Below are 22671 nucleotides of genomic sequence, written 5' to 3'. Positions count from 1 at the left end.
GTCAGTCAGTGAAGATCGACTTTTTCTGGTTCTCGATGGACGAGGTCAGGCCGCCGATGTCCTTGGGGTTCTTGATGAACTGCTGGAGCGCCGGGATGATCACCGTCGAGGCGAAGTCCGGCCGGGTGTCCCGGTCGAGGAACTGGGCGATCTCGGTGGCCGACCCGACCAGCTCGGCGGCCTTCTTCTGCAGCGCGGTGTAGCCGCCGACGTCCGCGCCACTGTTGGCGACGAGGACGGCCGGGTCGTTCTTGAGGTTGATGTCCGCGGCGGCCTTGCCACCGAAGTACTCCAGCAGCTTGCGCGCGTTGTCCTCGTTCTTGGGCTTGCGGGCCATCATGTAGCCGTCGATCGGGGCGTCGAGCGCCTTCGCGCCGATGGCCGGGTCGATCTCGGGGAAGGTGAAGAAGTCGAGGTCGCTCTGCTCCTCGTTGCTGAACTGCTGACCGACGAAGAGGCCGAGCAGGTACATGCCGCTCTTCTTCTGCTGCAACGACTGCGCGGCCTCCTGCCAGGTGCGGCCGAGGCTGTCCGGCTGGTGCAGGGGGAGCAGGCCGGCCCAGGTGTCGAAGACCTTCTTGACCTTGTCGGAGGTCCAGGCCTCCTTGCCGGCCATCAGGTCGACGTGGAACTGGTAGCCGTTGATGCGCAGGTTGAGGATGTCGAAGGTGCCCATCGCCGGCCAGCCGTCCTTGTCGGCGAAGGCGATGGGGATGAGGCCGTCCCTCTTCATCTGCGCGCCGAGCGCGGTGAACTGGTCCATGGTGGTGGGCACCTGGTAGCCGTGCTGCTGCCACACCGACTTGCGGTAGAACACCGCCCACGGGTAGTACGTCGCCGGTACGAAGTACTGTTTGCCGTCGTCGCCGGTGGATGCCTTCTTGAAGGCGTCGGAGTAGCCGGAGAGCTTGCTCCACACGTCACTGATGTCGCTGGCCAGGCCCTTCTGCGCGAAGAAGCGCATCCGGTAGCCGGCGAACCAGGTGAACACGTCGTCCGGCTTGCCCTGTAGGTAATTGTTGATGTTCTCCTGGAACGTGTTGTGGTCGACCGTATTGACCGCTACCTGCACGCCGGATGAGGTCTTGAAGCCGTCGGTGACCTTGACCAGGACGTCCTTCGGCTTCGGGTCGGACTGGTTCGAGCCGAGTGACACGTCCTTGCTGGACCCCCCGGAGCCGGAGTCGTCGCCGCAGCCAGCGAGCAGGCCGGTGCCGAGCAGCGCGCCAGTACCGGCCGCGCCGGCCAGCAACGATCGTCGGTTGATGCCGGCGACTGAGGGCGGTACGAGCCGAGCCAGGTACTCGGCTTGGGTTTGGGGACGGGACATCTGTGCCTCCTGCGGATGAGAAGGAGCTACGCCCAAGGGCCTCAGGGGTGGTGAAGGCAGGTCCAGCGCCGTGATCACACATTGAGATCCACCGAGAATCCACATTGGCGAACACGAACGGCCATTGGGGCCTCAAGCTACCCTGCGGTCGGGCGCTGTCAAGAGGGCAGTTCGCCTCTGATAACCCAGTCGTGACACGGCCGTTACCTGGTAAACGTTGGAAAGAAGCTCGATGTTGGAACCTGTTGACTTCGGTGGACCGGCGGGTGCACCCTCAGCTGTCATGCGGCGATGGCAGGGTGACAGCATCTATTTCGGCGGCGACTACAACCCCGAGCAGTGGCCCGAGGAAACCTGGTCCGAGGACGTCGACCTGATGCGCCAGGCCGGGGTCAACCTGGTCTCCGTCGGCATCTTCTCCTGGGCGTTGCTGGAGCCCACCCCGGGGCGGTTCGAGTTCGGCTGGCTGGACCGGGTGCTGGACCTGCTGCACGACGGTGGCATCCAGGTCGACCTGGCCACCGCCACGGCCAGCCCACCGCCGTGGTTGGCCCGTGCGCACCCGGAGACGCTGCCCCGCCGGGCCGACGGCGCGATCCTCTGGCCGGGGGGACGGCAGGCGTACTGCCCCAGCTCACCGGTGTTCCGCGAGCGGTCGCTGGAGCTGGTACGCGCGGTCGCCGGCCGGTACGCCGAGCACCCCGCCGTGGTCATGTGGCACGTCTCCAACGAGCTGGGCTGCCACAACGTGCACTGCTACTGCGATGTCAGCGCCGAGGCGTTCCGCGGTTGGCTGCGCGAGCGCTACGGCGACCTGGACCGGCTCAACGACGCCTGGGGCACCGCGTTCTGGAGTCAGCGCTACGGCGACTGGGCCGAGATCAACCCGCCGCGTACGGTGACGGCCTTCGCCAACCCCACGCAGCAGTTGGACTTCCTGCGGTTCTCCTCCGACGAGCAGCGCGCCCAACTACGGGCGGAGCGCGAGGTGCTGCAGACGCTGGTCCGGCAGCCGATCACCACCAACTTCATGATCGGCTTCGGCGTCAAGCACATGGACTACCACTCCTGGGCGTCCGACGTGGACCTCGTCTCCAACGACCACTACCTGACCGCCGCCGACCCGCAGGCGCACCTCGGGCTGGCGTTCGCAGCCGACCACACCCGGGGCGTCGCCGGCGGCGACCCGTGGTTGCTGATGGAGCACTCCACCAGCGCTGTCAACTGGCAGCCGCGCAACGTGGCGAAGCTTCCCGGGCAACTGCGCCGCAACAGCCTCGCGCACGTCGCCCGCGGCGCCGACGGGGTGCTCTTCTTCCAGTGGCGCGCCTCCCGGGCCGGCGCCGAGAAGTTCCACTCCGCGCTGGTCCCGCACGCCGGGCCGGACACCAAGGTGTTCCGCGAGGTCTGCCAGCTCGGCGCGGACCTCAAGGCACTGGCCGAGGTGCGCGGCAGTCGGGTGGACGCCGACGTGGCGATCCTGTTCGACTGGGAGGCGTGGTGGGGTGTCGAGTTGGATTCGCACCCCAGCGTCGACGTCACCTACACCGACCGGCTGAACGCCCTGTACGGCTCGCTCTGGCGGGCCGGCGTGACCGCCGACATCGTCCACCCGTCGACCGACCTCAGCGGCTACCGGCTGGTCCTGGTGCCGACCCTCTACCTGGTCCGGGACGGCGACGTCGCCGCGCTGCACCGCTACGTGGAGGCCGGTGGCACGGCGGCGGTCACCTACTTCAGTGGCATCGTCGACGCCAACGACCACATCCGACTGGGCGGCTACCCGGGCGCGTTCCGGGAGTTGCTCGGCGTCCGGACCGAGGAGTTCTTCCCGCTGCGCGAGGGCGAGCAGGTCCAATTGGACGACGGCAGCACCGCCGACGTGTGGACCGAGTGGGTGCACCCCGACGGCGCCGAGGTGCTCGCCTCGTACACCGATGGGCCCTTGCCGGGCGTGCCGGCGCTGACCCGCCACCGGGTGGGCGACGGCGCCGCCTGGTATGTCGGCACCCGGCTGGACGAGCCGGCCACCGACCGACTGGTGGCCCGGCTACTCGCCGAGGCCGACGTCCGCCCGGCGGTGTCGGCGCCGTCCGGGGTGGAGGTGGTCCGCCGCCGCGACGGCGACCGGACCTGGCTGTTCGCGATCAACCACACCGACACCGAGGTACGCCTGCCGGCGCACGGCGTCGAGCTGTTGACCGGAGGACAATGCGCCGGTGAGCTGGCACTGCCGGCCGGTGAGGTGGCGGTGGTCCGTGAGGATCGGACCTGATTCTGACGACGGTCACGGCGCGAAGGAGGTTCCCCACATGCTCGCCCAGCAGCGGCAGACCGCCATCCTCGATCTGATCCGCCAACGCGGCGGGGTGCGGGTGAGTCACCTGGTCAGTCGGTTCGGCGTGTCCGACATGACGATCCGACGCGACCTGGAGGTGTTGGCCGAGCGCGGCCTGGTCGACAAGGTGCACGGCGGCGCGACCCTCGCCGGGCCCGGCTCGGCCGAGGAACCCGGCTTCGCCGCGAAGTCGATCCGCCAGCAGGCGGAGAAACGGGCCATCGCCGAGCGGGCCGCGACGATGGTGGAGCCGGGGATGGCCATCGCGCTCTCCGCCGGCACCACCACCGCCGCGCTGGCCACGCTGCTCTCCGACGTACGCGGGCTGACAGTGGTGACCAACTCGATCCCGGTGGCCGACGCGCTCTACCAGAACCCGCGCGCCGACCAGACCGTCGTGTTGACCGGTGGCATCCGTACCCCGTCGGACGCGTTGACCGGGCCGGTGGCCGAGGCGGCGATCAGCGCGCTCAACGTCGACCTGCTGTTCCTCGGTGTGCACGGCCTCAGCCCACGCACCGGGTTCACCACGCCCAACCTGCTGGAGGCCGGCGTCAACCGCTGCCTCATCGGCGCGGCCCGCAGGCTCGTGGTGCTCGCCGACCACACCAAGTGGGAGACGATCGGCATCGCCACCATCGCCCCGTTGGAGGCCGCCGATGTGCTGATCAGCGACCGTGGGCTGCCGACCGAGGCGCGCACGACGATCGGCGAGCAGGTCGGCGAGCTGGTGATCGTGGAACCCGATTGAGGGCGCGGACCATGCGCCTCGAGTGAGAGGAGCACGGTATGCACGCGGTCAAGGTGCGATGGGCGGCGATCGTCGTCGTGGGCCTGACCCTCGTCGGGGTGCTGAGTTGGGTGGCCGGTTCCTGGCCCACCGACCAGACCCGGGCGACCGTCGATCACTGCTACGTGACCCACGATCGGCTGGAGGCCATGCACAGCCGCTGTGTCGGCAACTGGACCCGCGGCGGACGCGGGCGGCAGGGGCCGATCCACGGCGTCGACGTCCAGGAGTCCTGGAAGGTCATCGACGACGAGCCCAACAGCGCGTACGAGTGGGAGGTGGCCGTCCCGGCCTCGGCTCGACAGCCACGCGTACTCGCCGACACCCGGCAGGCATGGACGTTGTCGCCGCGTGCCCTGCCCTGGGGTCTGGTCCCCGCCGGGCTCGTGGCGCTGCTGGCCGCGCTCGCCTGGTTGATCACCGCGACGGTCAGGGCGCCGAGGTCGGCGCATGGCGTGCCGGCCGAGTCGAGCGCCACGCCCGCCTGACAGCACGCATGCCGCACGGGCTGCCTGACCTGGGCCCTAGTGGTCGTTCAGCATGAACAGGAGCGTGTGATGCTCCAGGTCCAGGAACACGATCTATGGATCGTCGTCGGGCAGGCAGGCGCCGACGTGGTCGGCCTCCCGCGCGCATCGACGGCGATCGGGCATGATCCGGTCGCAGAAAACCCAATGTCGTACGTGCTGCGCGTCCTCGGCCGACACGGTGGTGCCGCCGACGTCGACCTGCGGCGTGGAGGCCAGGGAACGGGCGAGTGCCCGCGCCAGGTCCAGTGCCTCGGCCAGGTCGGTGATCGCCACCGGCAGGTGGATCACATAGCGAGGCATCTCCGTGTACGCCTCGACGGCGAAGCGCGGCAACGGCGTGAAAAGCCCCCTGTACTGGTGCTCCCATCCCGGGCTCACGGCTGACGCCGCTCGGACCAGGCGCTCTGCCAATCGCGCAGCGCGCGCTTGACACGAGCGTTCTCCTCGCTGAGCCGAGCCACATCGTGGTGCAGCGTCGCCAGGTCGAGAGCGACGCGGTGCAGGAACCGCCGTACCTCCCCGGGGTCCAGGCCTCGTCGGCCGAAACCGACCACGGTGAACTGCCGGTCGCGGACCTGGCTCGGGTGCAGCCGAGCCAGCCGAGCGCCGCCATGGAGCGTGCCGTCGTAGAGAGTGCCTCGGGTCATTCATCACCTCGCGCGTCGTCGACAGATGGGCGGGTCAAGGTCGCGAAGGCGCCCTTTGCCGTGGTAGTTATTCGTCAAGTCGGTTCGGAGCCGGGATTCGCACATCCCGACGCTCTAGTTGAGACCCGACGAGAGCCGGTATGCGCCTGCCACTCGCGAGGCCGACTCTCGTCACCTTCTCGGCTGTTGGCACAGCCGCGGTTGCCGTGTTTGCACCGGGCGTCCCCGGGGGCCGGCGATCACCCTCACCCGTAGGCCACGTTTCCAGTCGCTCGGAACTGGAGCAATGGTTCCAACGCGGGCGTCGCCAACGAATTGAGAGGTGGACCATGCCGCACAAGCCGTTCATCCGGACCCTGCGTGCGCAATGGCTGGGTCAGCGATTGCGGACCCTGCGGGAGGAACGGGGGATGACCTTGAAGTTGGTCGCCGAGCATCTGCAACGCGACATGTCCGCGCTTGGTCGGTACGAACGCGCGGACTGGCCGATCCGCAAGGGTGATGTGATCGCGCTGCTGGATCTCTACGGATTTCACCACGCGGCCGAGCGGGCTCGCCTGCTGGCGCTTGCCGAGGAGGTCTGGCGCACCGACCGGTGGGATGAGGACTACGGCGACGTCGTGGACGCGTCCTTCATCGAATATCCCTGGCTGGAAGGTCGCGCGGAGCAGGTCTGCTGCTTTCACCTCACCCTGGTGCCGGGGCTGCTGCAGACCCGTGAATACGCCGAGGCCGTGATTCGCAATGCGGCACAACCGGGGGTAACCGAAGCGACGATCAATCGCTGGGTCGCGCTTCGGATGACCCGCCAAGAGGTGCTGAGGCGACGCCGCCCACTCATGATTTCTACGGTGATCGACGAAGCTGCGCTCCGTAGGATGGTCGGCGGGCCGGAGGTGTGGCGCCGGCAGCTACAGCACCTCTCGCAGGCGCAGCGACTGGGCAACGTGGCAATCAGAGTCATGCCGTTCGGCCTGGCCCTGCACCAAGGGCTCGACGGTACGTTCTGGATATTCCGTCTGCCGGAGCCGTATCCTGCGGTTGCCTACGTGGAGTCCTTGGGAGGGCGGCTCTACCTGGAGTCGCCGAAGGCTGAGCGCTTCGTTCGCGCCTATGGTCGTCTGTTGGATTCTGCGCTCAGCGAGAGCGAGTCAACGAAGTTGATCACGAGCATCGCGGAGGATTTGTCATGAGCGAGAACATGTTTGACGTTGCTTGGCACATCAGCAGCAGAAGTGACAGCAACGGTGGTAGCTGTGTCGAGGCGGGGCCCGTCCTGGATGGTTCCGGCCGAGTGGCGGTGCGCGACAGCAAGGATCGTGCGGCAGCGACCCTCGTCTACCCGGCAGGCGGCTGGGTGGCCTTCGTCAACGGGGTGAAGGACGGCGCTTTCGCGCCCTGACGCGTGATCCACTCGGGTTGCAGGAAGTCGGGGTGTCACCGCGACCAGGACACCCCGACTTCCGTGAACCCGAGTCGATCACCTCCGCTGGTGCCACCTCTCGGCGTGCGGCAATACGGCAGCGCGGAAGTTCGGCGGTGCGGTCTGGGCTGCGTTCGGCGGCCCGCGTCGCCGTCGACGCTCTGACCAGTCGCCAGGCTGGTGAGCTGTGCAGCGGAAGGTCGAACGCCTGATTCGTTTGCGACATCAGCTCCAAAGGCTCGTCGACGGACATCCGCCCTTCCGCTGACGCTGAACGGATGGCGGGCATCGGGCGGCCGAGGTGGTGTCGCGGACGTGGGTTCGCTGATCGACTCGGGTTCCTGTAAACCGGGGCATCCCGGCGACCAGGACACCCCGACTTCCGTGAACCCGAGTCGATCAAGCGGCGCCGAGTCACGCGCCGACGCGAGCGGCGTCGGCGTGGGCGCTTCACAGCCACCTCACAGGGGTGCTGGATAAGGTGCCGTTCGAGTCAACGTCCGACTCCAGCCTGGAGCGGTCGGCGTCGCACAGGAGTTCCGATGGTCTTCAAGAAGATGTTGAGCGCGTTCGGTGTGGGCGGTCCCAGCGTGGACACCGTGCTGACCAACCCCAACACCCGGCCCGGCCTGACCCTCGACGGGCAGGTCAACCTCGTCGGTGGCGACGCTGAGGCAGCCATCGAGCAGGTGGTGATCGGCCTGGTCACCCGGGTCGAGGTCGAGGGGCACGACACCGAGTACGCGGGAACGATGGAGTTCCACCGCATGGCGGTGAGCGGTTCGCTCGTACTCGCCCCGAAGCAGCAGCTCTCGATCCCGTTCCAGCTGCCGGTGCCGTGGGAGACCCCCATCACCGACGTGTACGGCCAGCGCCTGCACGGTATGACGATGGGTCTGCGTACCGAGTTGGCGATCGCCCGCGCTGTCGACAAGAGCGACCTGGACCAGGTGGCGGTGCACCCGCTGCCGGTGCACGAGCGGATCCTGGAGGCGTTCCAGCGGCTCGGCTTCCGGTTCAAGCACGCCGACCTGGAGCGTGGTCACATCCGGGGCGTGCAGCAGACGCTGCCGTTCTACCAGGAGATCGAGTTCTTCGCCTCCCCGCAGTACGCGAGCACCATCCGGGAGGTCGAGCTGACCTTCGTGACCAGCCAGCGCGGTGTGGAGGTCATCCTGGAGTGCGACAAGCGCGGCGGGTTCCTCAGCGCCGGGCACGACGCGTTCGGTCGCTACCAGGTGTCGCACGCCGACGTTGACCGGGTGGACTGGGCGCAGGTCGTCGACGGTTGGCTGCGCGAGACCACATCCCGCTACGGCAGTCTGCGCTCCCAGTACGGCCCGAGCCACGGTCACGGGCACAGCCGCGGGCACGGCATGGGCGGCATGGTGGCTGGCGCCGCGCTGGGTGTCGCCGGCGGCATGATCGCCGGCGAGATGATCGAGGAATCGTTCGAGGGTGACTTCGGCGACTTCGGTGGCGACGAGTAGCCGCTACGAACAGACACCACAGTGGCCTCCGGGAGGATCTCCCGGAGGCCACTGTGCACTGTGAACGTCAGTGTCGGGCCTTGCGCTCCTCGCCGCTGCGCCAGTTGCTGCCGGCCTTCGAGAGGCCACGGCTACCGAGGTAGCCAAGCGTCAGCAGGGTGATCAGGAACCAGGCGTTGTCTGCCCGGAAGATGTCCACCCCGGCGGAGTTCTGACCGACGACCTGCGACGCGCCCAGTACGGCGGCCACCGCGATCAGGTAGATCCAGAACTCGGTGGTCTTGAACGCCTGCTTGGTCTCCGTACCGGGTGCCTGCATGTCGTTGCGGCGCCCGTCATGCATGACCGGCATCTGCTGGGTCTGCATGTCCCGCATCTGAGCGGGATTCTGCGGGTCGTTCATGGGCCGGTTCATCGGCCGGGTGGAAGCAGCCTGCGTGCTCATCTGGTCCTCCTCAGGATGCGATGAGTCGTACCTGCATTCCCTCGCCCCGCTACCGCGTTTCGGCCACGGCACGGTTCGCTTTCGTGGCGGGGACAACCCCCGACTACCCGAGGCCCCCGAGCAGGTAACACCGATCGCCGGCCGGAAAAAGTCCGGCCGGCGATCGGGTGGTCGACGGGTCAGCGCAGGCCGTTGCGGATCACCACGCTCACCAGAAGGTCCGGGTCGTCGGTGATGATGCCGTCGACGCCCAGGTCGATGACCCGCTGCATGACCGTCGCGTCATCCACGGTGTACGGGATCACCTTCAGGTCGTACTGCGTCTGCAGGGTCCGAACGTCCGGTCCGTGGAAGTATGCCGGGTTCTCCCGCAGGTACCAGTCGGTCGAGGCGACGGTGCCCTGCTTCGGGTCGTGCACCTGCCAGTTGGCGGAGACCGTGCCAGCGCCCGCGGCCCGGGTGAGCTTGCCCAGGTCCTGGTACTTCCACCAGTCCAGTCCACCGGTCCATGGGCTCTTCACCGACGGGTTGCCGTAGACCGCCTCCAGCGAGCACTCGTCGGCGAGGGTCGCGCACTCGGCCGGGCCGTACTGCCAGACCAGGCCGACAGTGCCGATCCGCCGGTCGAGCTGCCGGGCGTACGTGATGGTGCGCCAGTCGAACGACTGGATGGTGGCCCGGCTGGTGAAGCCGGCCCGCTGGATCGCGTCGACGAGCTTGCGGGTGAAGCTGCGGTACGGCTCGGTGTCGTTCACCACCGGGCTGATCTTCGTCTCGATGTTCATTCCGATGTCGGTGCGACCGCTCGCCTTCACCAGGGCGAAAACCTCGTCCAGGGTCGGGATCCGGGCACCGGGCGCGGGCACCTGGGCGGGCAGCTCGGGCAGCGTCTTCGTGCCGCAGTCCACGGTCTTGAGCTGCGCCAGTGTCAACTCGTGCACCGTCTTGCCCACGTACGGGAACTTCCGGTCTCCCGGGCGCACCGGGGCGGTGTCGACGCAGTGCGACCCGTTGACGGTGCGGTCGTGCAGCACCACGAGCTTGCCGTCGGCTGTCACGTTGGTGTCCAGCTCAAGGGTGGAGATGGCCCGGTTGGACAGCGCGTTCGCGAACGCCGGCAGGGTGTTCTCCGGTCGGGTGGCCCGGCCGCCCCGGTGCGCCTGGATGTCGAACGGCGCGGTGTACGCCTTCGGCAGCCGGTAACCACGCTGCGCCAGCAGGCCGCGCAACCGGTCCGGGTAGTCGGTGATCATGCCGTCCACGCCGTCGTCGATCAGCTTGGTCATGGTCGGCACGTCGTCGACCGTCCACGGGATCACCTTGATCCCGTAGCGGTGCGCCTGGGCGACCATCTCCTTCGTGACGTACGGCTTGTAGCCCGGGTCGGTGACAGTGCCGTTCTGCGGGGACCCGTGCACCGGCGAGAAGGCGCTGGCGCCGAAGCTGCGGATCGCCTTGATCGGGTCTCCGCCGAAGTCGTCGATGTCCAGCCCGCCCAGCCACGGCGATGCTCCCGGCTGACCGGTCTGGAGGAAGTCGTAGTTGGTCAGGGCGACCAGCGGCAGTTTCGGCTCGACCTGACGCATGCGCATCAGCGCGCCCCAGTCGAAGCTCTGGATGGTGACCTGCTTCAGCATCCCGGCGGCGCGGATCTCGGCCGCGGTGACCCGGACGAACTGCTCGCGGGGGGCGGTCTCGGTCGGCGCGCCCGCCTCGACCTTGGTCTCGACGTTGAGCTTCACGTCCTTCGCCCGGTAGCGGTTGACCAGCGCGAAGACCTCACGCAGCAGCGGCATCCGGGCACCGGGGACGGCGAGCTGGCCGGGCTTGTCCGACAGCGTCTTCGAGCCGCAGTCGAGCGAGCGCACCTGGGCCAGGCTGAGCGTGTTGATGTACTTCCCGACGTACGGGAACTCCGGGTCGCCGGGCGTCACCGGGGTGGTGTCGACGCACTTGGTGCCGGTGACCTTGCGGTCGTGGGTGACGACGGCCTGACCGTCCTCAGTGATCTGCACGTCCAGTTCGAGGGTGCTCACCCCGAGCTGGAGGGCGTTGCCGAAGGAGGCGAGGGTGTTCTCCACCCGCAGCCCGAGGCCGCCCCGGTGGGCCTGCACGTCGAATGTCCGGTCCGGTCGTGGCGTCGCCTGGGCGGGCACCGCGAGCCCGGTCGTCACCGTCGCGGCCACCAGGGCCGCGACGGCGGTACGGCGTACTGTGCGCACGCTGTCATCCCCTCCTGCCGGCGGGCATTTCCCACCGGTCGCGGGACAGCATGGACATCTCGGGCTTCGGGCAGGCGACCAGCGGGCGGCGTGACGGTGAACCGACGTGGACGACCTCCCGGTCACGCCGGGTTTGGTCGGCCGGTGGCCGGGCACGCAGTCAGTTCCACAGCTTCTGCGAGGTGATGGACGTGCGTGAGGACGACATGCGGCAGGATGCCGCCCGCGAGGCCGAGGATCGGATCGCCGGTGGCGTGTACGGCAAGGGCGCCCTCGACGAGGTGACTGTGCCCCGCACCGATGTGGAGAGTCAGATCCAGCGCGATGACCCGTTCGATCCGGCGAAGGAACGGATCGACCCACAGGTGCTGCGCGACGGCGGCCCCGTCGGCGGGCAGGGCGCGGTGACCACCACCGGTGGCACCGCCGGGCCGGCGAGCGTACGCCGGGTGGCCCGACAGCCGGAGCGACACCCGGGCACTGTAGCGCCGACCACCACCGGTGATGCCACCACCGGCGGCCTCAGCACCCCGATGGGTGGCGGCACCAGCGACCAGTCCACGTCGGCAACGGGCCCGGCAAAGTCCGTCAGAGACAAATCCACCGACTAACCACCCACCCACCCACCCACCCACCCACCCGCCCCCCTGGCGGCGTGATCATGAGGTTGACGTGGACTGTGATCTTCAACAGCCACGTCAACCTCATGATCGATTCAGCGAGTGGGGGTGGGGCGGAGGACGCCCAGGCGTTGGGTGGCGCGGGTCAGGGCTACGTACAGGTCGCTGCGCCCGCGGGGGGACTCGGCCACCATCCGGTCCGGGTCGACCACCAGCACCGAGTCGAACTCCAAACCCTTGGCCTGCGCGACCGTCAACACCACCACCCGGCTCTCCAGCTCCGGATGCTCGCCGACGGCGGCCTCCGGCAGGGCGGCGGTCACCGCCGCACCCAACTCACCCACCCGACCGGCCGGCACGAGCACCCCGAGCCGCCCCTCGGTCAGGCCGGCCGCCTCCCGGGTGGCCTCGGCGACCAACTCCGCCGCCAACCGACCGTCGGGCACCGTCCGGTCCCACGGCGGTACGCCGCTCTCCCGCACCGAGCGCGGCGGCCGCAGTGCCGGGTCGATCTCGGCCAGCACCTCGGCGGCGACCGCCATGATCTCGGCGGGAGTGCGGTAGCTGACAGTCAGCTCGGTGAGCCGCCACCGCTGCTCGACGTACGGGGCGAGGGCATCCGCCCAGGACGGCGTGCCGCTCAGCGCGCCCGTCTGTGCCACATCCCCGACGATCGTCATGGACCGGCTCGGGCAGCGGCGCATCAGCAGCCGCCAGGCCATCGGCGAGAGCTCCTGCGCCTCGTCCACGATCACGTGGCCGAACGCCCAGGTGCGGTCGGCGGCGGCCCGCTGCGCGGTGGTCAGCCGGTCGGCCTCCTCCTGCCGCTCCAACAGCCGATCCGCGTCGATCAGGTCGGTCACGCCGAGGATCTCACCGCCCTCGGCCTCGTCCTCGACGTCGATCGAGCGGGAACCCCGGGCGATCTCCAGCACGCCCTCGGCGTACTCCCGTTCCATCAGCCGGATGCGGTCCCGCCGGGCGGCGGCGGCGCGCTCGTCCTCGCCGAGCAGTTCGGCGGCCTCGTCCAACAGCGGGACGTCGGCCGGCGTCCAGCCACCGGGCTCGCGGCGCAGCAGCGCCCGCTCGTCCTCGCTGAGCATCGGCGCGGCGGCGGCGATCCGGTCCGGGTCGGCGTACAGGTCGGCGAGCAGCCGCTGCGGGGTGAGCACCGGCCACAGCCGATCCAGGGCGGCCTGAATCTCCGTCTCCTCGCGCAGCTCGCGGCGGATCTCGGCCCGGTCCGCCTCGTCGAGCAGGTTGTCCCCGCCCAGCGGGTCGGCGCCGATCCGCTCGGCCACCTGGTCGGCGAGAGCGTGCACGATCTCCACGTCGAACAGCGCGCGGGACAGGTTGTGCGGTCGGTCGACGCGGCGTACCCGGTCCCGGGCGGCGCGCACGATCTCCGGGTCGAGGGTCAGCGTCTCGCGCTCCACCTCGATCTCCAGCGGCTCGTCCGGCACCCACTGCCGGTCCCGTACGGCCAGCGCCAACACCTCGGCCAACACCGCCCGGCCCTTGAGCGCGGCGGTCTCGGCCGGCTCGGTCCGTTGGGCGCTCACCCCGGGAAAGAGATCACCCTGGGTACGTAGCAGCACGCCGGTCTCGGCCAGGGTCGGCAGCACCTGGGAGATGTAGCGCAGGAAGGTCGCGTTCGGGCCGACCAGCAGCACGCCGCGGCTGGAGAGTTCCCGGCGGTGCGTGTAGAGCAGGTACGCCGCCCGGTGCAGCGCGACAGCGGTCTTGCCGGTGCCGGGGCCGCCCTGGACCACCATCACACCCGGGAGTTCCGCGCGGATGACCTCGTCCTGCTCGGCCTGGATGGTCTCGACGATGTCGCGCATCCGGCCGGTACGGCCCGCGTTGAGCGCGGCGAGCAGCGACGCCTCACCGGTCAGCTCCTCGTGGGCGCCGGGGGAGGCGGTGTCGATGTCGAGCACCTCGTCGTTGAGCCCGGTCACCTTGCGCTGCCGGGTACGCAGGTGCCGGCGACGGCGTACGCCCTGCGGGTTCGCGGCGGTGGCGAGGTAGAACGGACGGGCGGCGGGTGCCCGCCAGTCCATCAGCAGGGGGTCGTAGTCACCACTGGTGTCGAAGATGCCGATCCGGCCGATGTAGCGGCGGGAGTCGTCGTCGCCGTCGAGACGGCCGAAGCAGAGCCCGTTCTCCACGGCGGAGAACTGTTCGACCTGATCGGCGTACATCGCTACCGAGCTGTCGCGCTGGGAGCGGTCCTGGAGGGTGCCGCCGGTGTTGTGCAGCTCGGCGGTGAGCCGGTGGGCGGCCTGTTCACGCAGTTGGTCCAGCCGGTTGTAGAGCATCGAGACGTACTCCTGCTCGCGACCGATCTCGTCGTCGAGCGGCAATTCGCCGGAACCGCCGGAGTGCCTTGACAAGCCGTCTCCCTAAAGATTAGAATCCTTTGCAGGAACGGCTTTTAGCCGTTCTTTTTTGTGCCTTCGAACTGTTGAAGATAGCGCGTTCCGCCGGTTCTCACCAAGCCGGGCGGTCCGGCGCGCCGGTGATCGCGAGGTGGCGGCGGATGATCCTGCGGACCGGGCAACGGGTGGTCTTCATCGGGGACAGCATCACCGATTGTGGTCGACGCGACGTCGCCGCGCCCTACGGCAGCGGATATGTGAGTCTCGTACGCGCCCTGGTTGACGCCCGGCACCCGGAGTTGGAGCTGGAGTGGGTCAACCGGGGTGTGGGCGGCGACACGGTGCGGGACCTGGCCGCCCGCTGGGACGACGACGCCATCGCCGAGCGCCCCGACTGGCTCGCGGTGATGATCGGGATCAACGACATCTGGCGGCACTACGGTGACCGGCCGGATGAGGCCGTCGGCATCGAGGAGTACGAGCGCACCCTGCGTGACCTGCTCCGTCGGGCGGTCGACGCGACCGGCTGCCGACTGATCCTCGGTGACCCGTTCTTCATCGAGCCCGACCGGAGCGTCCCGCAACGCGCCGACACCGACCGGTACGCAGCGGTCGTGGCGGGGCTGGCCGCCGAGTTCGACGCGGTGCACGTGCCCAACCAGGCGGCGTTCGACCGGGTGCTGGCGGTGAGTCCGGCGACGCGCTGGGCCGACGACCGGGTCCACCCGTACCTGCCCGGCCACGCGGTCCTCGCCGACGCGTACCTCAGCGCCCTCGGCGTCTCCTGACCTCGGCCTGACCCACAGCGAAGCGCCGGGCCGACCGTCAGGTCGACCCGGCGCGAACACCGCGGAGATCAGCCGCCCGCGGCCTCGTAGAGCCGCTCCGGCGTCACCGCTCCGGCGAGCACCCGGCCATCGTCGGTGAGCAGCACGCTGAACAGCTTGCTGGTGAGGAGCCGACCGCTGCCCCAGTCACCACTGACCGCCTCCAGCCCGCCGAGCAGCTTCGACATGTCCATGTCCGACCCGGCGTCGGCCGGGGGAGTGGCCGGCTTCGCGGCGGGCTTCCCGCCGACATCGGCCCCGTCGAGGCGGCCGATGAGCACTGTCGTCCAGCCGTCGCCCACCGCGCGGACCTGCGGGTCACCCGCCGGCTCGACGTGACCGGGCTTGTTGCCCGTCGGGCGCTCGGCCTTCTCCTCGTCGACAGTCACGCCGGGCGGCGGGTTGAAGCGGAACTGGTCGGCGTCCGGGCGGCGGTAGTCGACCTGGGTGAAGGCCACCTCGAACGCCGGCCGGTCGCTGCCCTTCGCGAGCACCTCGAAGCGCAGCGGCACGTGCTGCTTGGCGTCGATGGCGATCCGCAGCTGGTGCACCAGGGAGTCCTGGTCGCGCGGCTGGAGCACCAACTCGTACGCGTCCCGGCCGGCGACGGTGGCCGACCGGCCCACGCTGACCTCGGTGCTCGGGTCGATCGCGTCCAACGCCAGGTCGGCGGCCTGCTGCGGGGTGGCCGGCAGGCTCGCCGCCGGTTCGGGGGCGGGCTTCCAGGCTCCGGCGTCGCCGCCCAGCGTGCGGTGGGTGGCGGTGTTGCTGCGGCTCTGCCACGTCCACAGGTCCCGACCGTTGCGGATGATGTCCTGCTCGCCCAGCGTGTCCATCAGCGCGACCCGCTGCTGATCCGGCCCGGAATACCAGACCCGCAGGGTGTGGGTGCCGCTCAGCAGGGTGGTCAGCTCGTTGCCGGGAACCAGCCCGACGAGGGGCGGCAGGCCGAGGTCGGCGCGTTGCACGACGGTCCCGGACAACCCTTCCAGCCGGGATGTCTGCAGGTCGACCAGGAGCTGAGCGGCGGTTCGGGGCGGCAGGCTCGGCTCGGCCTCGGCGGCGAGCGTGCCGATCGCCGCGCCTCCGCCGATGACGGCGACGGCCGCGGTGGCCGGAACCAGCCAACGAAGGACGGGACGGCTTCTCAGGACGGACATGGTGGCACCTCCTGCGGCCATCCTGCCTCGTCAGTGCTGTGAACGCGCTGAGGACGTCGAACCGCGCCGATTGACCCGGGTGGCACTCTTGAGCGGTGCGGGTGCTGGTGGTGGAGGACGAGGCCCGGTTGGCGGCCGCCCTGCAACGCGGTCTCCAGGCGGAGGGGTTCGCTGTGGACGTGGCGGCAACCGGCCCGGCGGGCCTGGACGCGGCCCGGTACGGCGGGTACGACGCGATGATCCTCGACGTGATGCTGCCCGGCCTCTCCGGGTACGAGGTGGTCCGGCGGCTGCGCGCGGAGCAGCACTGGTTGCCGGTGCTGATGCTCTCCGCCAAGGACGGCGAGTACGACCAGGCCGACGGCCTCGACTGCGGCGCCGACGACTACCTGACCAAACCCTTCTCGTACGTGGTGCTGCTGGCCCGGCTTCGGGCCCTGCTGCGTCGGGGCGCGCCGGAGCGGCCGACCGTGCTGGCGGTCGGTGACCTGCGGCTGGACCCGGCCCGCCGGCGGGTGACCCGGGCGGACGCCGAGGTGGCGCTGACCGCGCGGGAGTTCGCGTTGCTGGACTACCTGATGCGCCGGCCGGGCCAGGTCATCTCCAAGGTCGAGTTGTTGGACCACGTCTGGGACGCGAGCCTGGAGACCGCGCCGAACGCCGTCGAGGTGTACGTCGGCTACCTGCGCCGCAAGCTCGGCCGGGACCGGCTGGAGACGGTCCGGGGTGCCGGCTACCGGCTGGCGACGTGACCGCCGACGGTCCGGCCGCCACCCGTCGGGCCAGGCGTGGCCGGATGCCGGTCCTCGGGCTGCGCGGGCGACTCATGGCGATCGGTGTGGTCGGTCTCACCATCGGGCTGGCGCTGGGCGGGGTGGTGTTGCTCGGCGCGCTCGGCTTCGTGCTCCAACGCACCGTCGACACCGAGGCGTTCCGCACGGCCGACGCGGTCGCGCTGCTCGCCGCCGAGGACGCGCTGCCCGACCCGCTGCCGGTGGCCGGGGGGCAGGTCCGCGTGCAGGTCGTCGACGGGCAGGGACGGATCCGGGCGGCCTCGATCGACGCCGACCGTCTGGTGCCGATGGTCCGCCCGGAGCGGCTGACCCGCGACGGTCGGCAGCGGCTGGAGGTGCCGGCCGAGCGGGTCGGGCTCGTCGGCCCGGTCCGGGTGGTCGCCGTACCCGCCGGCACCGCGGCCGACCCGCTCACGGTGCTGGTCGCCCGCTCGATGGCCGACGTGCGGCACAGCACCCATGTGGTCCGGACCATCCTGCTGGTGGCGTTCCCGTTGCTGGTGGCCGTGCTGGCCGGGGTGGCGTGGCGGGTGGTGGGCGCGACCCTGCGGCCGGTCGAGGCGTTACGTCGAGGCGCCGAGGAGATCACCGGGAGGGCCGGCGCCGGCCGGCTGCCGGTGCCCGCGTCGGCCGACGAGATCCACCGTCTGGCGGTCACCCTCAACGGCATGCTGGGCCGGCTGGAGTCCGCCCGCGTCCGGCAGCGGGCCTTCGTCTCCGACGCCGCACACGAGCTGCGCAGCCCGTTGACCAACATCCGGACCGAACTGGAGGTGGCCCAGCGCCTCGCCGACCGGACGGACTGGAAGGCGGTGACCGCCAACCTGCTCGCCGACACCGAGCGGTTGAGCCGCCTGGTCGACGATCTCCTGCTGCTGGCCCGCCTGGACGAGACTCCGCCGGCCCGGGGGACCGGCCCGGTGGAACTGGGCGCGTTGCTGACCGAGGTCGCCGCCCGCTACCCGTCACCGCCGGTGCGGGTGACGCCGCCGGCGGGCCCGCTCTGGACGATCGGCACCGTCGAGGAGCTGCGGCGCGTGCTGGCCAACCTTGTCGACAACGCGGTACGCCACGCGCACGGCAGTGTCGTGCTCGCTGCCGAGGCGACGTCGACGGAGGGCTCCCCGGTCGGGCCTGGCGTCGGGGCGTACCACCTGGTGACGGTGACCGACGACGGCCCAGGGGTCGCGGTGGCGGACCGGGAGCGGGTCTTCGACCGGTTCACCCGGCTGGATGACGGACGGGCCCGCGACGACGGGGGAGCCGGCCTCGGGCTGGCCATCGTCCGGGAGTTGGTCCGACGCGCGGGCGGCGGCATCACCCTGACCGACGCACCGGAGCAGCGAGGACTGCGGGTGTGCCTGCTCCTGCCGGCGTTGCCGGCCGAGGACGGCCAGAGGTAGACGGTCCGTGACGGCGACTTCCCCGAGGGTCAGCGGCGGCTGGTGCAGACCTGCTTGGAACGGGCCACGGTGTCGGTGGACCAGGCGACGGCGACTGTGAAGCAGAAGTCGTTGGTGCGGTTGAGCGCATAGATCACGAAGCTGGTGGTGCCGGCGGGCAGCGTCGCGAAGATGTTGTGGGCCTGCCCGGTGCGGCCGCCCGCGATGACCACCGGGCCCTCGCCGCCGGGCGGATAGGTCCAGTTCAGCGCGATGCTGTCCCGGGTGTCGCGCAGGGTCACCGCGCTGGGTGGGGTGCCGGGCGGGGCCACGGCGGCAGCCGACGTGGGTGCCGTGCCGCCCGGGGCGGGCGCGGTGCCGGCCGGCGCGCCGGCGGTGGGGGAGGCGCTGGCCGGCGGCGGGGTCGGTTCGTCGTCGCCGTCGACCCGGGCCACCCCGGCGATCACCGCTGCCGCGCCGAGGAGCACCACGACCACGCCGGCCACCAGCACCGGCACCAGCCGGTTGCGCTGCTCCGGCGGCGCGCGGTGCACGGGCACCGGCAGCAGCCGCGACGGCGTGTACGGCTCGACCTGCGCGTACGGGTCGGGTCGCGCGAATGAATCTGGCCGGGCGTACGGGTCGGACTGTTGGTGCGGGTCGGGCGACGCGTACGGGTCGGTGGGTCGGTACAGCCGGTACACCCCGGGCCGCTCCTCGGTACCGCCGGCCAGCCCGACCACCGACGGGGGTACCGGAGGGTCGGTGGGCTGGGGCGACGGCTCGTCCGCCGCCTCGGTCGACCATCTGCTGCCCGTCGACCCGACCGCCTCGTCGGAGGGCAGCCGAGGGTTCGGCACCGCCCCGGCGTGGTGGGTTGCGGCTGCCTGCGGGTGGTAGCCGGATTCGGCCGGCCCGTCGCCGTGCGGTGGGACGCGGGCGGCCGGCACGACCGGCGTGTCCCGGGCCGTGGGCGGGTTGTCGGCGCAGGCGTGGTCGGGACTGGCCGCCGCCCGGGCCAGGGCCGCCACCTGGGTGGCCAGCGGATCGTCGGCGGGCAGGTGCTGTCGGCACAGCTCGCGGGCGAGCGCCAGGTTGTCATGCGCCTCGGCGAACTGCCCGCAGTCGCGCTGCATCGCCCCGAGCCGCGCCAGCATCTTGATGCCGCTGGGGTGCCCGTCGCCGTACACCTCGCGGTGCAGCTCCCAGGCGTCCTGGAGGCGGTCGCGGGCCACCGTGCACTGGCCGCGCGCGTATTCGACGGTGGCAAGGTCGGCGTGCGCGGCGAGCACCCGCAGTGACTCCGGGCCGTCCTGTGCGGTCAGCTCGATGATGACTTCCTGGTAGAGCCGCGCCGCCCGGGAGTGGCTGCCGACCCGGTGCAGCACCGCGGCCAGGGTCGCCGCTGCGGCCACCGTGCGCGGGTCGGCGCGGCCGTGCAGGCGGGTGGTGGCCGCGTACGCGAAGGCGGCCCAACCGCGGGCCGAGTGCGGCTCGCCGAGGGCGATCAGCACCCGCGCCTGGAGGCTGGCCGCCTCGGCCAACTCGGGGGTGGCGTTGGCCGGGCGGGGGTCGGCGTCGGTGAGCGCGTCGGACAGCAGTTGCTGCGCACCGGCAAGATCGCCGGAGGACACGAGGTGGTGCGCCTGATCAGTCAGTTCACCGAAGCCGGAAGACACGCCCCATCGTGCTCATCCGACGACGGTAAGTACAAGACCCGCGCCGGTGTCGATTGGTCAGGATCCGGTCAGGTGCTCGGCCAGGGTCTCGCTGATCCGGCGTAGCTGGTCGACCTGGGCGGGGCTCAACGCGTCGAACAGGTGTCGGCGTACCCCCTCGACGTGGCCGGGTGCGGCGGCCGCGAGGGTGGCGAAACCCTCGTCGGTGAGCAGCGCGATCTGCCCCCGCCGGTCGGTGGGGCAGTCCTCGCGGCGCACCCAGCCGGCGGCCTCCAGCCGGGCCACTGCGTGCGAGAGCCGGCTGCGCGACGACCCCGCGGCCTGCGCCAACTGGCTCATGCGCAGTTGCCGACCGGGGGCCTCGGAGAGCTGGACCAGGATCTCGTAGTACGCGTGCGGCATGCCCGCGTCGCGTTGCAGCTCACGGTCGAGAGTGTCCATCAGCACCCGGGAGGCGGTGAGGTACGCGCGCCACGTGCGCTGCTCGTCGGGGTCCAACCAGCGGGTCATGACGGCCATCATACTCCGAATGGTTGAAGGTTCAACTAAACCGCGCTAGTCTCGGGTCATGGGTATCCACCGGCTCAACCACGCGGTCCTCTACGTCAGTGACCTCGCCCGCAGCGTCGCGTTCTACAGCGACGTGCTGGGCTTCCGCCCGGTGGCGATGACCCCGGACGGCTTCCGGGGCGCCACCTTCCTCCAGGCCCCCGACTCCACCAACGACCACGACCTCGGCCTCTTCGAGATCGGCGCGGGCGCCGGACGGTCGACCGCCGGTCGCTCCACCGTCGGCCTCTACCACCTCGCCTGGGAGGTGGACACGCTCGACGAGCTGGCCGCCACCGCCGAGCGGCTCGCCGCAGCCGGCGCGCTGGCCGGCACCTCCGACCACGGCACGACCAAGAGCCTCTACGGCAAGGACCCGGACGGCCTGGAGTTCGAGGTGGTCTGGCTGATCCCGGCCGACCTGCTCGACGACACCGCGCTGGCCGCCCGCAAGCAGATCGGTCGGCTCGACCTGGACGCCGAGCGGCAGCGTTACGGCGGGCAGACCCGGGGCGGGGTGGGGATCTCCGTCCCGGCCTGACCGGCCGTACGGTAGAACGGACCGATGCCGACCGACCGGACCACTGATTTCCTCCGCGAGCTGCTGGTCCGCCAGTTGACGACCTGGCTGCCCGCGGCCCTGCACCGCTCCCGGCGGGCCACCATAGCCCTCGCGGGCGCCGACGCGGGCAGCGCGGAGGCCGCGCTGCGCCTGGTCGCCACGCACGGCGACCAGGTGCGCGGCCGGCAGGTGACGGTGCTGGTGCTGGCCGACGCCGCCGCCGACCTGCCGGCCCGACTCGGCCCGATCGAGGCGGAGCTGCCCGCCGAGGTCACAGTGCACCTGCTGCCCGGCGAGCCGTACCGGCTGCCGGTCGCGGTGAAGGCCGCCGGGGCGGCCGGCGCGCCGCTGTTCTCCTTCGTGGATCTGCCCGGCGCGGTGACGCCGAAGCTGCTCACGGCCGCGACCAACGGCCGGACCGGAGAGTTGCTGCTGCACACCGCCGACAGTGCCCGAGACGTGCTCGTCTCCGCCGGCTTCCCCCTGGTCGCCGAGGTGGCACCGGTGCTGTCCGGCGGCGAGGCCGCCGGGGTGGTCGCGTTCGGCAGCCGCTCCGACCGGAGCCTGGAGGCGGTCCGTGACGCGCTCTGGGCGCTCGGCGCGGACCTCGGCGTGCGCTACCGCGACCCGCTCGACCCGACCGGCACCACTGTCGACGTGGTCGGCGAACCCGACCTCGAACCGTTGGCCCACGAACTGCTGGCCGAGTTGCGGGCCGGCGGGCCACGGCCGGTGACCGAGCTGCGCCGGCACACCCTCACCGCGACCGTCTACCGTGCCGCCGACGCCAACCAGGCGCTCGTCGAGCTTGTCGACGCCGGCGCCGTGCGACGCGATCGCGAGTCCGGGCGGCTCGCCGGCGACGAGATCATCACCCTGGCGCGCTGAGCGCCCCACCCCGCAGACGCCGAGCGGGGTGCCGGTGAATCACCGGCACCCCGCTCGACTCCCGGGATGCTTACGACCGGGACTTGTCCTGCTTCCAGCTCAGCGGACCCGGCAGGTCGACCCGGTGCGCACGGGCCTTGGAGTTCCAGGACCAGCGACCGATCTTGATGCTCCACGAGGAGAAGCCGTTCTCGGTGAAGTTCAGGATGATCGGACCGTACTTCTTGCGCTTGCGAAACATGAGGCCCATCGGAGGTCTCCCCTCGTCACCGTTCCCTGCCGTGTCGAGATCGAACATGCCCGAACCGACAACTTTTGAAACCCTCTCGCTGTCCGCCCTGGACGGTCGCCCATCGAGCACCGCAATCTCTATCCAACAGATAGGTGTTGCGGCGTGGTAAACGCTGGTCGGGGCGCTTCGTAACATCGGCAGCGATAGAAGTCTCATCTTCTGGAAGGGCGTTGACCGCTCGTTCCGATCCCGGGCAGCATGGGGTCATGTCGCAGCGGGATGAGCTTCTCCTCACCGCTCGTGTGCACGTCGACCTGGTCCGGCACGCGAGCGCGCTCTGTTGAGCTGACCGGTCCATCCGGCTCGGCTCCAGCGCCGCACT

The 22671-nt window shown here is 70.5% G+C and carries 23 protein-coding genes; 13 read left to right on the top strand and 10 right to left on the bottom strand.

All coding sequences use genetic code 11. From position 1 onward, the window contains the following. Position 1: 1 nt before the first annotated feature. A complete protein-coding gene (locus OG598_RS18175) occupies positions 2–1330 on the bottom strand; it encodes an ABC transporter substrate-binding protein (RefSeq protein ID WP_328650289.1) in 1329 nt (442 codons plus the stop codon). A 283-nt stretch (positions 1331–1613) separates the two neighbouring features. Here OG598_RS18175 and OG598_RS18170 point away from each other — a divergent pair, with 283 nt between their 5' ends. From OG598_RS18170 to OG598_RS18160, 3 genes are read left to right on the top strand one after another with little or no spacing between them, the layout of a single operon-like run. Beyond that, positions 1614–3605 carry a beta-galactosidase gene (locus tag OG598_RS18170; RefSeq protein WP_328650288.1) on the top strand — a complete coding sequence of 664 codons (1992 nt, stop codon included), beginning with the start codon at positions 1614–1616 and terminating at the stop codon, positions 3603–3605. Positions 3606–3642: 37 nt separating this feature from the next. Then, complete coding sequence (locus OG598_RS18165) at positions 3643–4419, top strand: DeoR/GlpR family DNA-binding transcription regulator (protein WP_328650287.1); 777 nt, start codon at positions 3643–3645, stop codon at positions 4417–4419. Between the two features lie 38 nt (positions 4420–4457). Continuing rightward, positions 4458–4946: a hypothetical protein gene (locus tag OG598_RS18160; protein ID WP_328650286.1), complete on the top strand. Its 489-nt coding sequence runs from the start codon at positions 4458–4460 to the stop codon at positions 4944–4946. A gap of 93 nt (positions 4947–5039) precedes the next feature. Here OG598_RS18160 and OG598_RS18155 read toward each other — a convergent pair whose 3' ends face one another. Both OG598_RS18155 and OG598_RS18150 read right to left on the bottom strand, forming a co-directional pair. Continuing rightward, on the bottom strand, positions 5040–5288 hold the full coding sequence (locus OG598_RS18155) for a hypothetical protein (protein ID WP_328650285.1): 249 nt from the start codon (positions 5286–5288) through the stop codon (positions 5040–5042). A gap of 74 nt (positions 5289–5362) precedes the next feature. Then, positions 5363–5635 carry a DivIVA domain-containing protein gene (locus OG598_RS18150; RefSeq protein ID WP_328650284.1) on the bottom strand — a complete coding sequence of 91 codons (273 nt, stop codon included), beginning with the start codon at positions 5633–5635 and terminating at the stop codon, positions 5363–5365. Between the two features lie 329 nt (positions 5636–5964). Between OG598_RS18150 and OG598_RS18145 the strand changes: the two genes are divergently transcribed. From OG598_RS18145 to OG598_RS18135, 3 genes are all read left to right on the top strand, one after another. After that, positions 5965–6828, top strand: coding sequence for a helix-turn-helix domain-containing protein (locus tag OG598_RS18145; protein ID WP_328650283.1), 864 nt, complete (start codon positions 5965–5967; stop codon positions 6826–6828). Beyond that, a complete protein-coding gene (locus tag OG598_RS18140; RefSeq protein ID WP_328650282.1) occupies positions 6825–7037 on the top strand; it encodes a DUF397 domain-containing protein in 213 nt (70 codons plus the stop codon). The genes OG598_RS18145 and OG598_RS18140 overlap by 4 nt, the downstream gene beginning before the upstream one ends. A gap of 563 nt (positions 7038–7600) precedes the next feature. Next, complete coding sequence (locus OG598_RS18135; RefSeq protein ID WP_328650281.1) at positions 7601–8548, top strand: sporulation protein; 948 nt, start codon at positions 7601–7603, stop codon at positions 8546–8548. A gap of 67 nt (positions 8549–8615) precedes the next feature. Here the strand turns inward: OG598_RS18135 and OG598_RS18130 are convergent, their stop codons facing one another. Next, positions 8616–8993 (bottom strand): hypothetical protein, encoded by a 378-nt coding sequence (locus OG598_RS18130; RefSeq protein ID WP_112603907.1) that lies wholly within the window; start codon positions 8991–8993, stop codon positions 8616–8618. Positions 8994–9172: 179 nt separating this feature from the next. Next, entirely contained in the window at positions 9173–11215 is a 2043-nt protein-coding gene (locus tag OG598_RS18125; protein WP_328650280.1) for a glycerophosphodiester phosphodiesterase family protein, read from the bottom strand. 191 nt (positions 11216–11406) lie between these two features. On the opposite strand from OG598_RS18125, the gene OG598_RS18120 reads away from it, so the two are divergent. After that, positions 11407–11826, top strand: coding sequence for a hypothetical protein (locus tag OG598_RS18120; protein WP_328650279.1), 420 nt, complete (start codon positions 11407–11409; stop codon positions 11824–11826). Positions 11827–11930: 104 nt separating this feature from the next. Here OG598_RS18120 and OG598_RS18115 read toward each other — a convergent pair whose 3' ends face one another. Next, complete coding sequence (locus OG598_RS18115; protein ID WP_328650278.1) at positions 11931–14231, bottom strand: HelD family protein; 2301 nt, start codon at positions 14229–14231, stop codon at positions 11931–11933. Between the two features lie 146 nt (positions 14232–14377). Here OG598_RS18115 and OG598_RS18110 point away from each other — a divergent pair, with 146 nt between their 5' ends. Further along, a complete protein-coding gene (locus tag OG598_RS18110; RefSeq protein WP_328650277.1) occupies positions 14378–15004 on the top strand; it encodes an SGNH/GDSL hydrolase family protein in 627 nt (208 codons plus the stop codon). A gap of 68 nt (positions 15005–15072) precedes the next feature. Here OG598_RS18110 and OG598_RS18105 read toward each other — a convergent pair whose 3' ends face one another. Continuing rightward, a complete protein-coding gene (locus OG598_RS18105) occupies positions 15073–16203 on the bottom strand; it encodes a LolA family protein (RefSeq protein ID WP_328650276.1) in 1131 nt (376 codons plus the stop codon). Positions 16204–16298: 95 nt separating this feature from the next. On the opposite strand from OG598_RS18105, the gene OG598_RS18100 reads away from it, so the two are divergent. After that, entirely contained in the window at positions 16299–16955 is a 657-nt protein-coding gene (locus OG598_RS18100) for a response regulator transcription factor (protein WP_328650275.1), read from the top strand. 74 nt (positions 16956–17029) lie between these two features. Beyond that, positions 17030–18400 (top strand): ATP-binding protein, encoded by a 1371-nt coding sequence (locus OG598_RS18095; RefSeq protein WP_328655362.1) that lies wholly within the window; start codon positions 17030–17032, stop codon positions 18398–18400. A gap of 29 nt (positions 18401–18429) precedes the next feature. Here the strand turns inward: OG598_RS18095 and OG598_RS18090 are convergent, their stop codons facing one another. Both OG598_RS18090 and OG598_RS18085 read right to left on the bottom strand, forming a co-directional pair. Further along, positions 18430–20058, bottom strand: a complete 1629-nt coding sequence (locus OG598_RS18090) for a tetratricopeptide repeat protein (RefSeq protein WP_328650274.1) — start codon at positions 20056–20058, stop codon at positions 18430–18432. A 57-nt stretch (positions 20059–20115) separates the two neighbouring features. After that, positions 20116–20577, bottom strand: a complete 462-nt coding sequence (locus tag OG598_RS18085) for a MarR family winged helix-turn-helix transcriptional regulator (protein ID WP_030333595.1) — start codon at positions 20575–20577, stop codon at positions 20116–20118. Between the two features lie 49 nt (positions 20578–20626). On the opposite strand from OG598_RS18085, the gene OG598_RS18080 reads away from it, so the two are divergent. Next, positions 20627–21148, top strand: a complete 522-nt coding sequence (locus tag OG598_RS18080; RefSeq protein ID WP_112601582.1) for a VOC family protein — start codon at positions 20627–20629, stop codon at positions 21146–21148. Positions 21149–21172: 24 nt separating this feature from the next. Further along, a complete protein-coding gene (locus tag OG598_RS18075) occupies positions 21173–22057 on the top strand; it encodes a hypothetical protein (protein WP_328650273.1) in 885 nt (294 codons plus the stop codon). A gap of 70 nt (positions 22058–22127) precedes the next feature. On the opposite strand, the gene OG598_RS18070 is transcribed toward OG598_RS18075, so the two are convergent. Further along, positions 22128–22307 carry a DUF4236 domain-containing protein gene (locus OG598_RS18070; RefSeq protein ID WP_030333600.1) on the bottom strand — a complete coding sequence of 60 codons (180 nt, stop codon included), beginning with the start codon at positions 22305–22307 and terminating at the stop codon, positions 22128–22130. Between the two features lie 248 nt (positions 22308–22555). Here OG598_RS18070 and OG598_RS33560 point away from each other — a divergent pair, with 248 nt between their 5' ends. Then, a complete protein-coding gene (locus OG598_RS33560) occupies positions 22556–22633 on the top strand; it encodes a putative leader peptide (protein WP_349881247.1) in 78 nt (25 codons plus the stop codon). Positions 22634–22671 lie beyond the last annotated feature (38 nt).

This window comes from Micromonospora sp. NBC_00330 (assembly GCF_036136635.1).
In the GTDB taxonomy this organism is placed as follows: Bacteria; Actinomycetota; Actinomycetes; order Mycobacteriales; family Micromonosporaceae; genus Micromonospora; species Micromonospora salmantinae.
The sequence above is the reverse complement of the archived record's forward strand: the minus strand, read 5'-3'. Positions and strand labels throughout refer to the sequence as shown.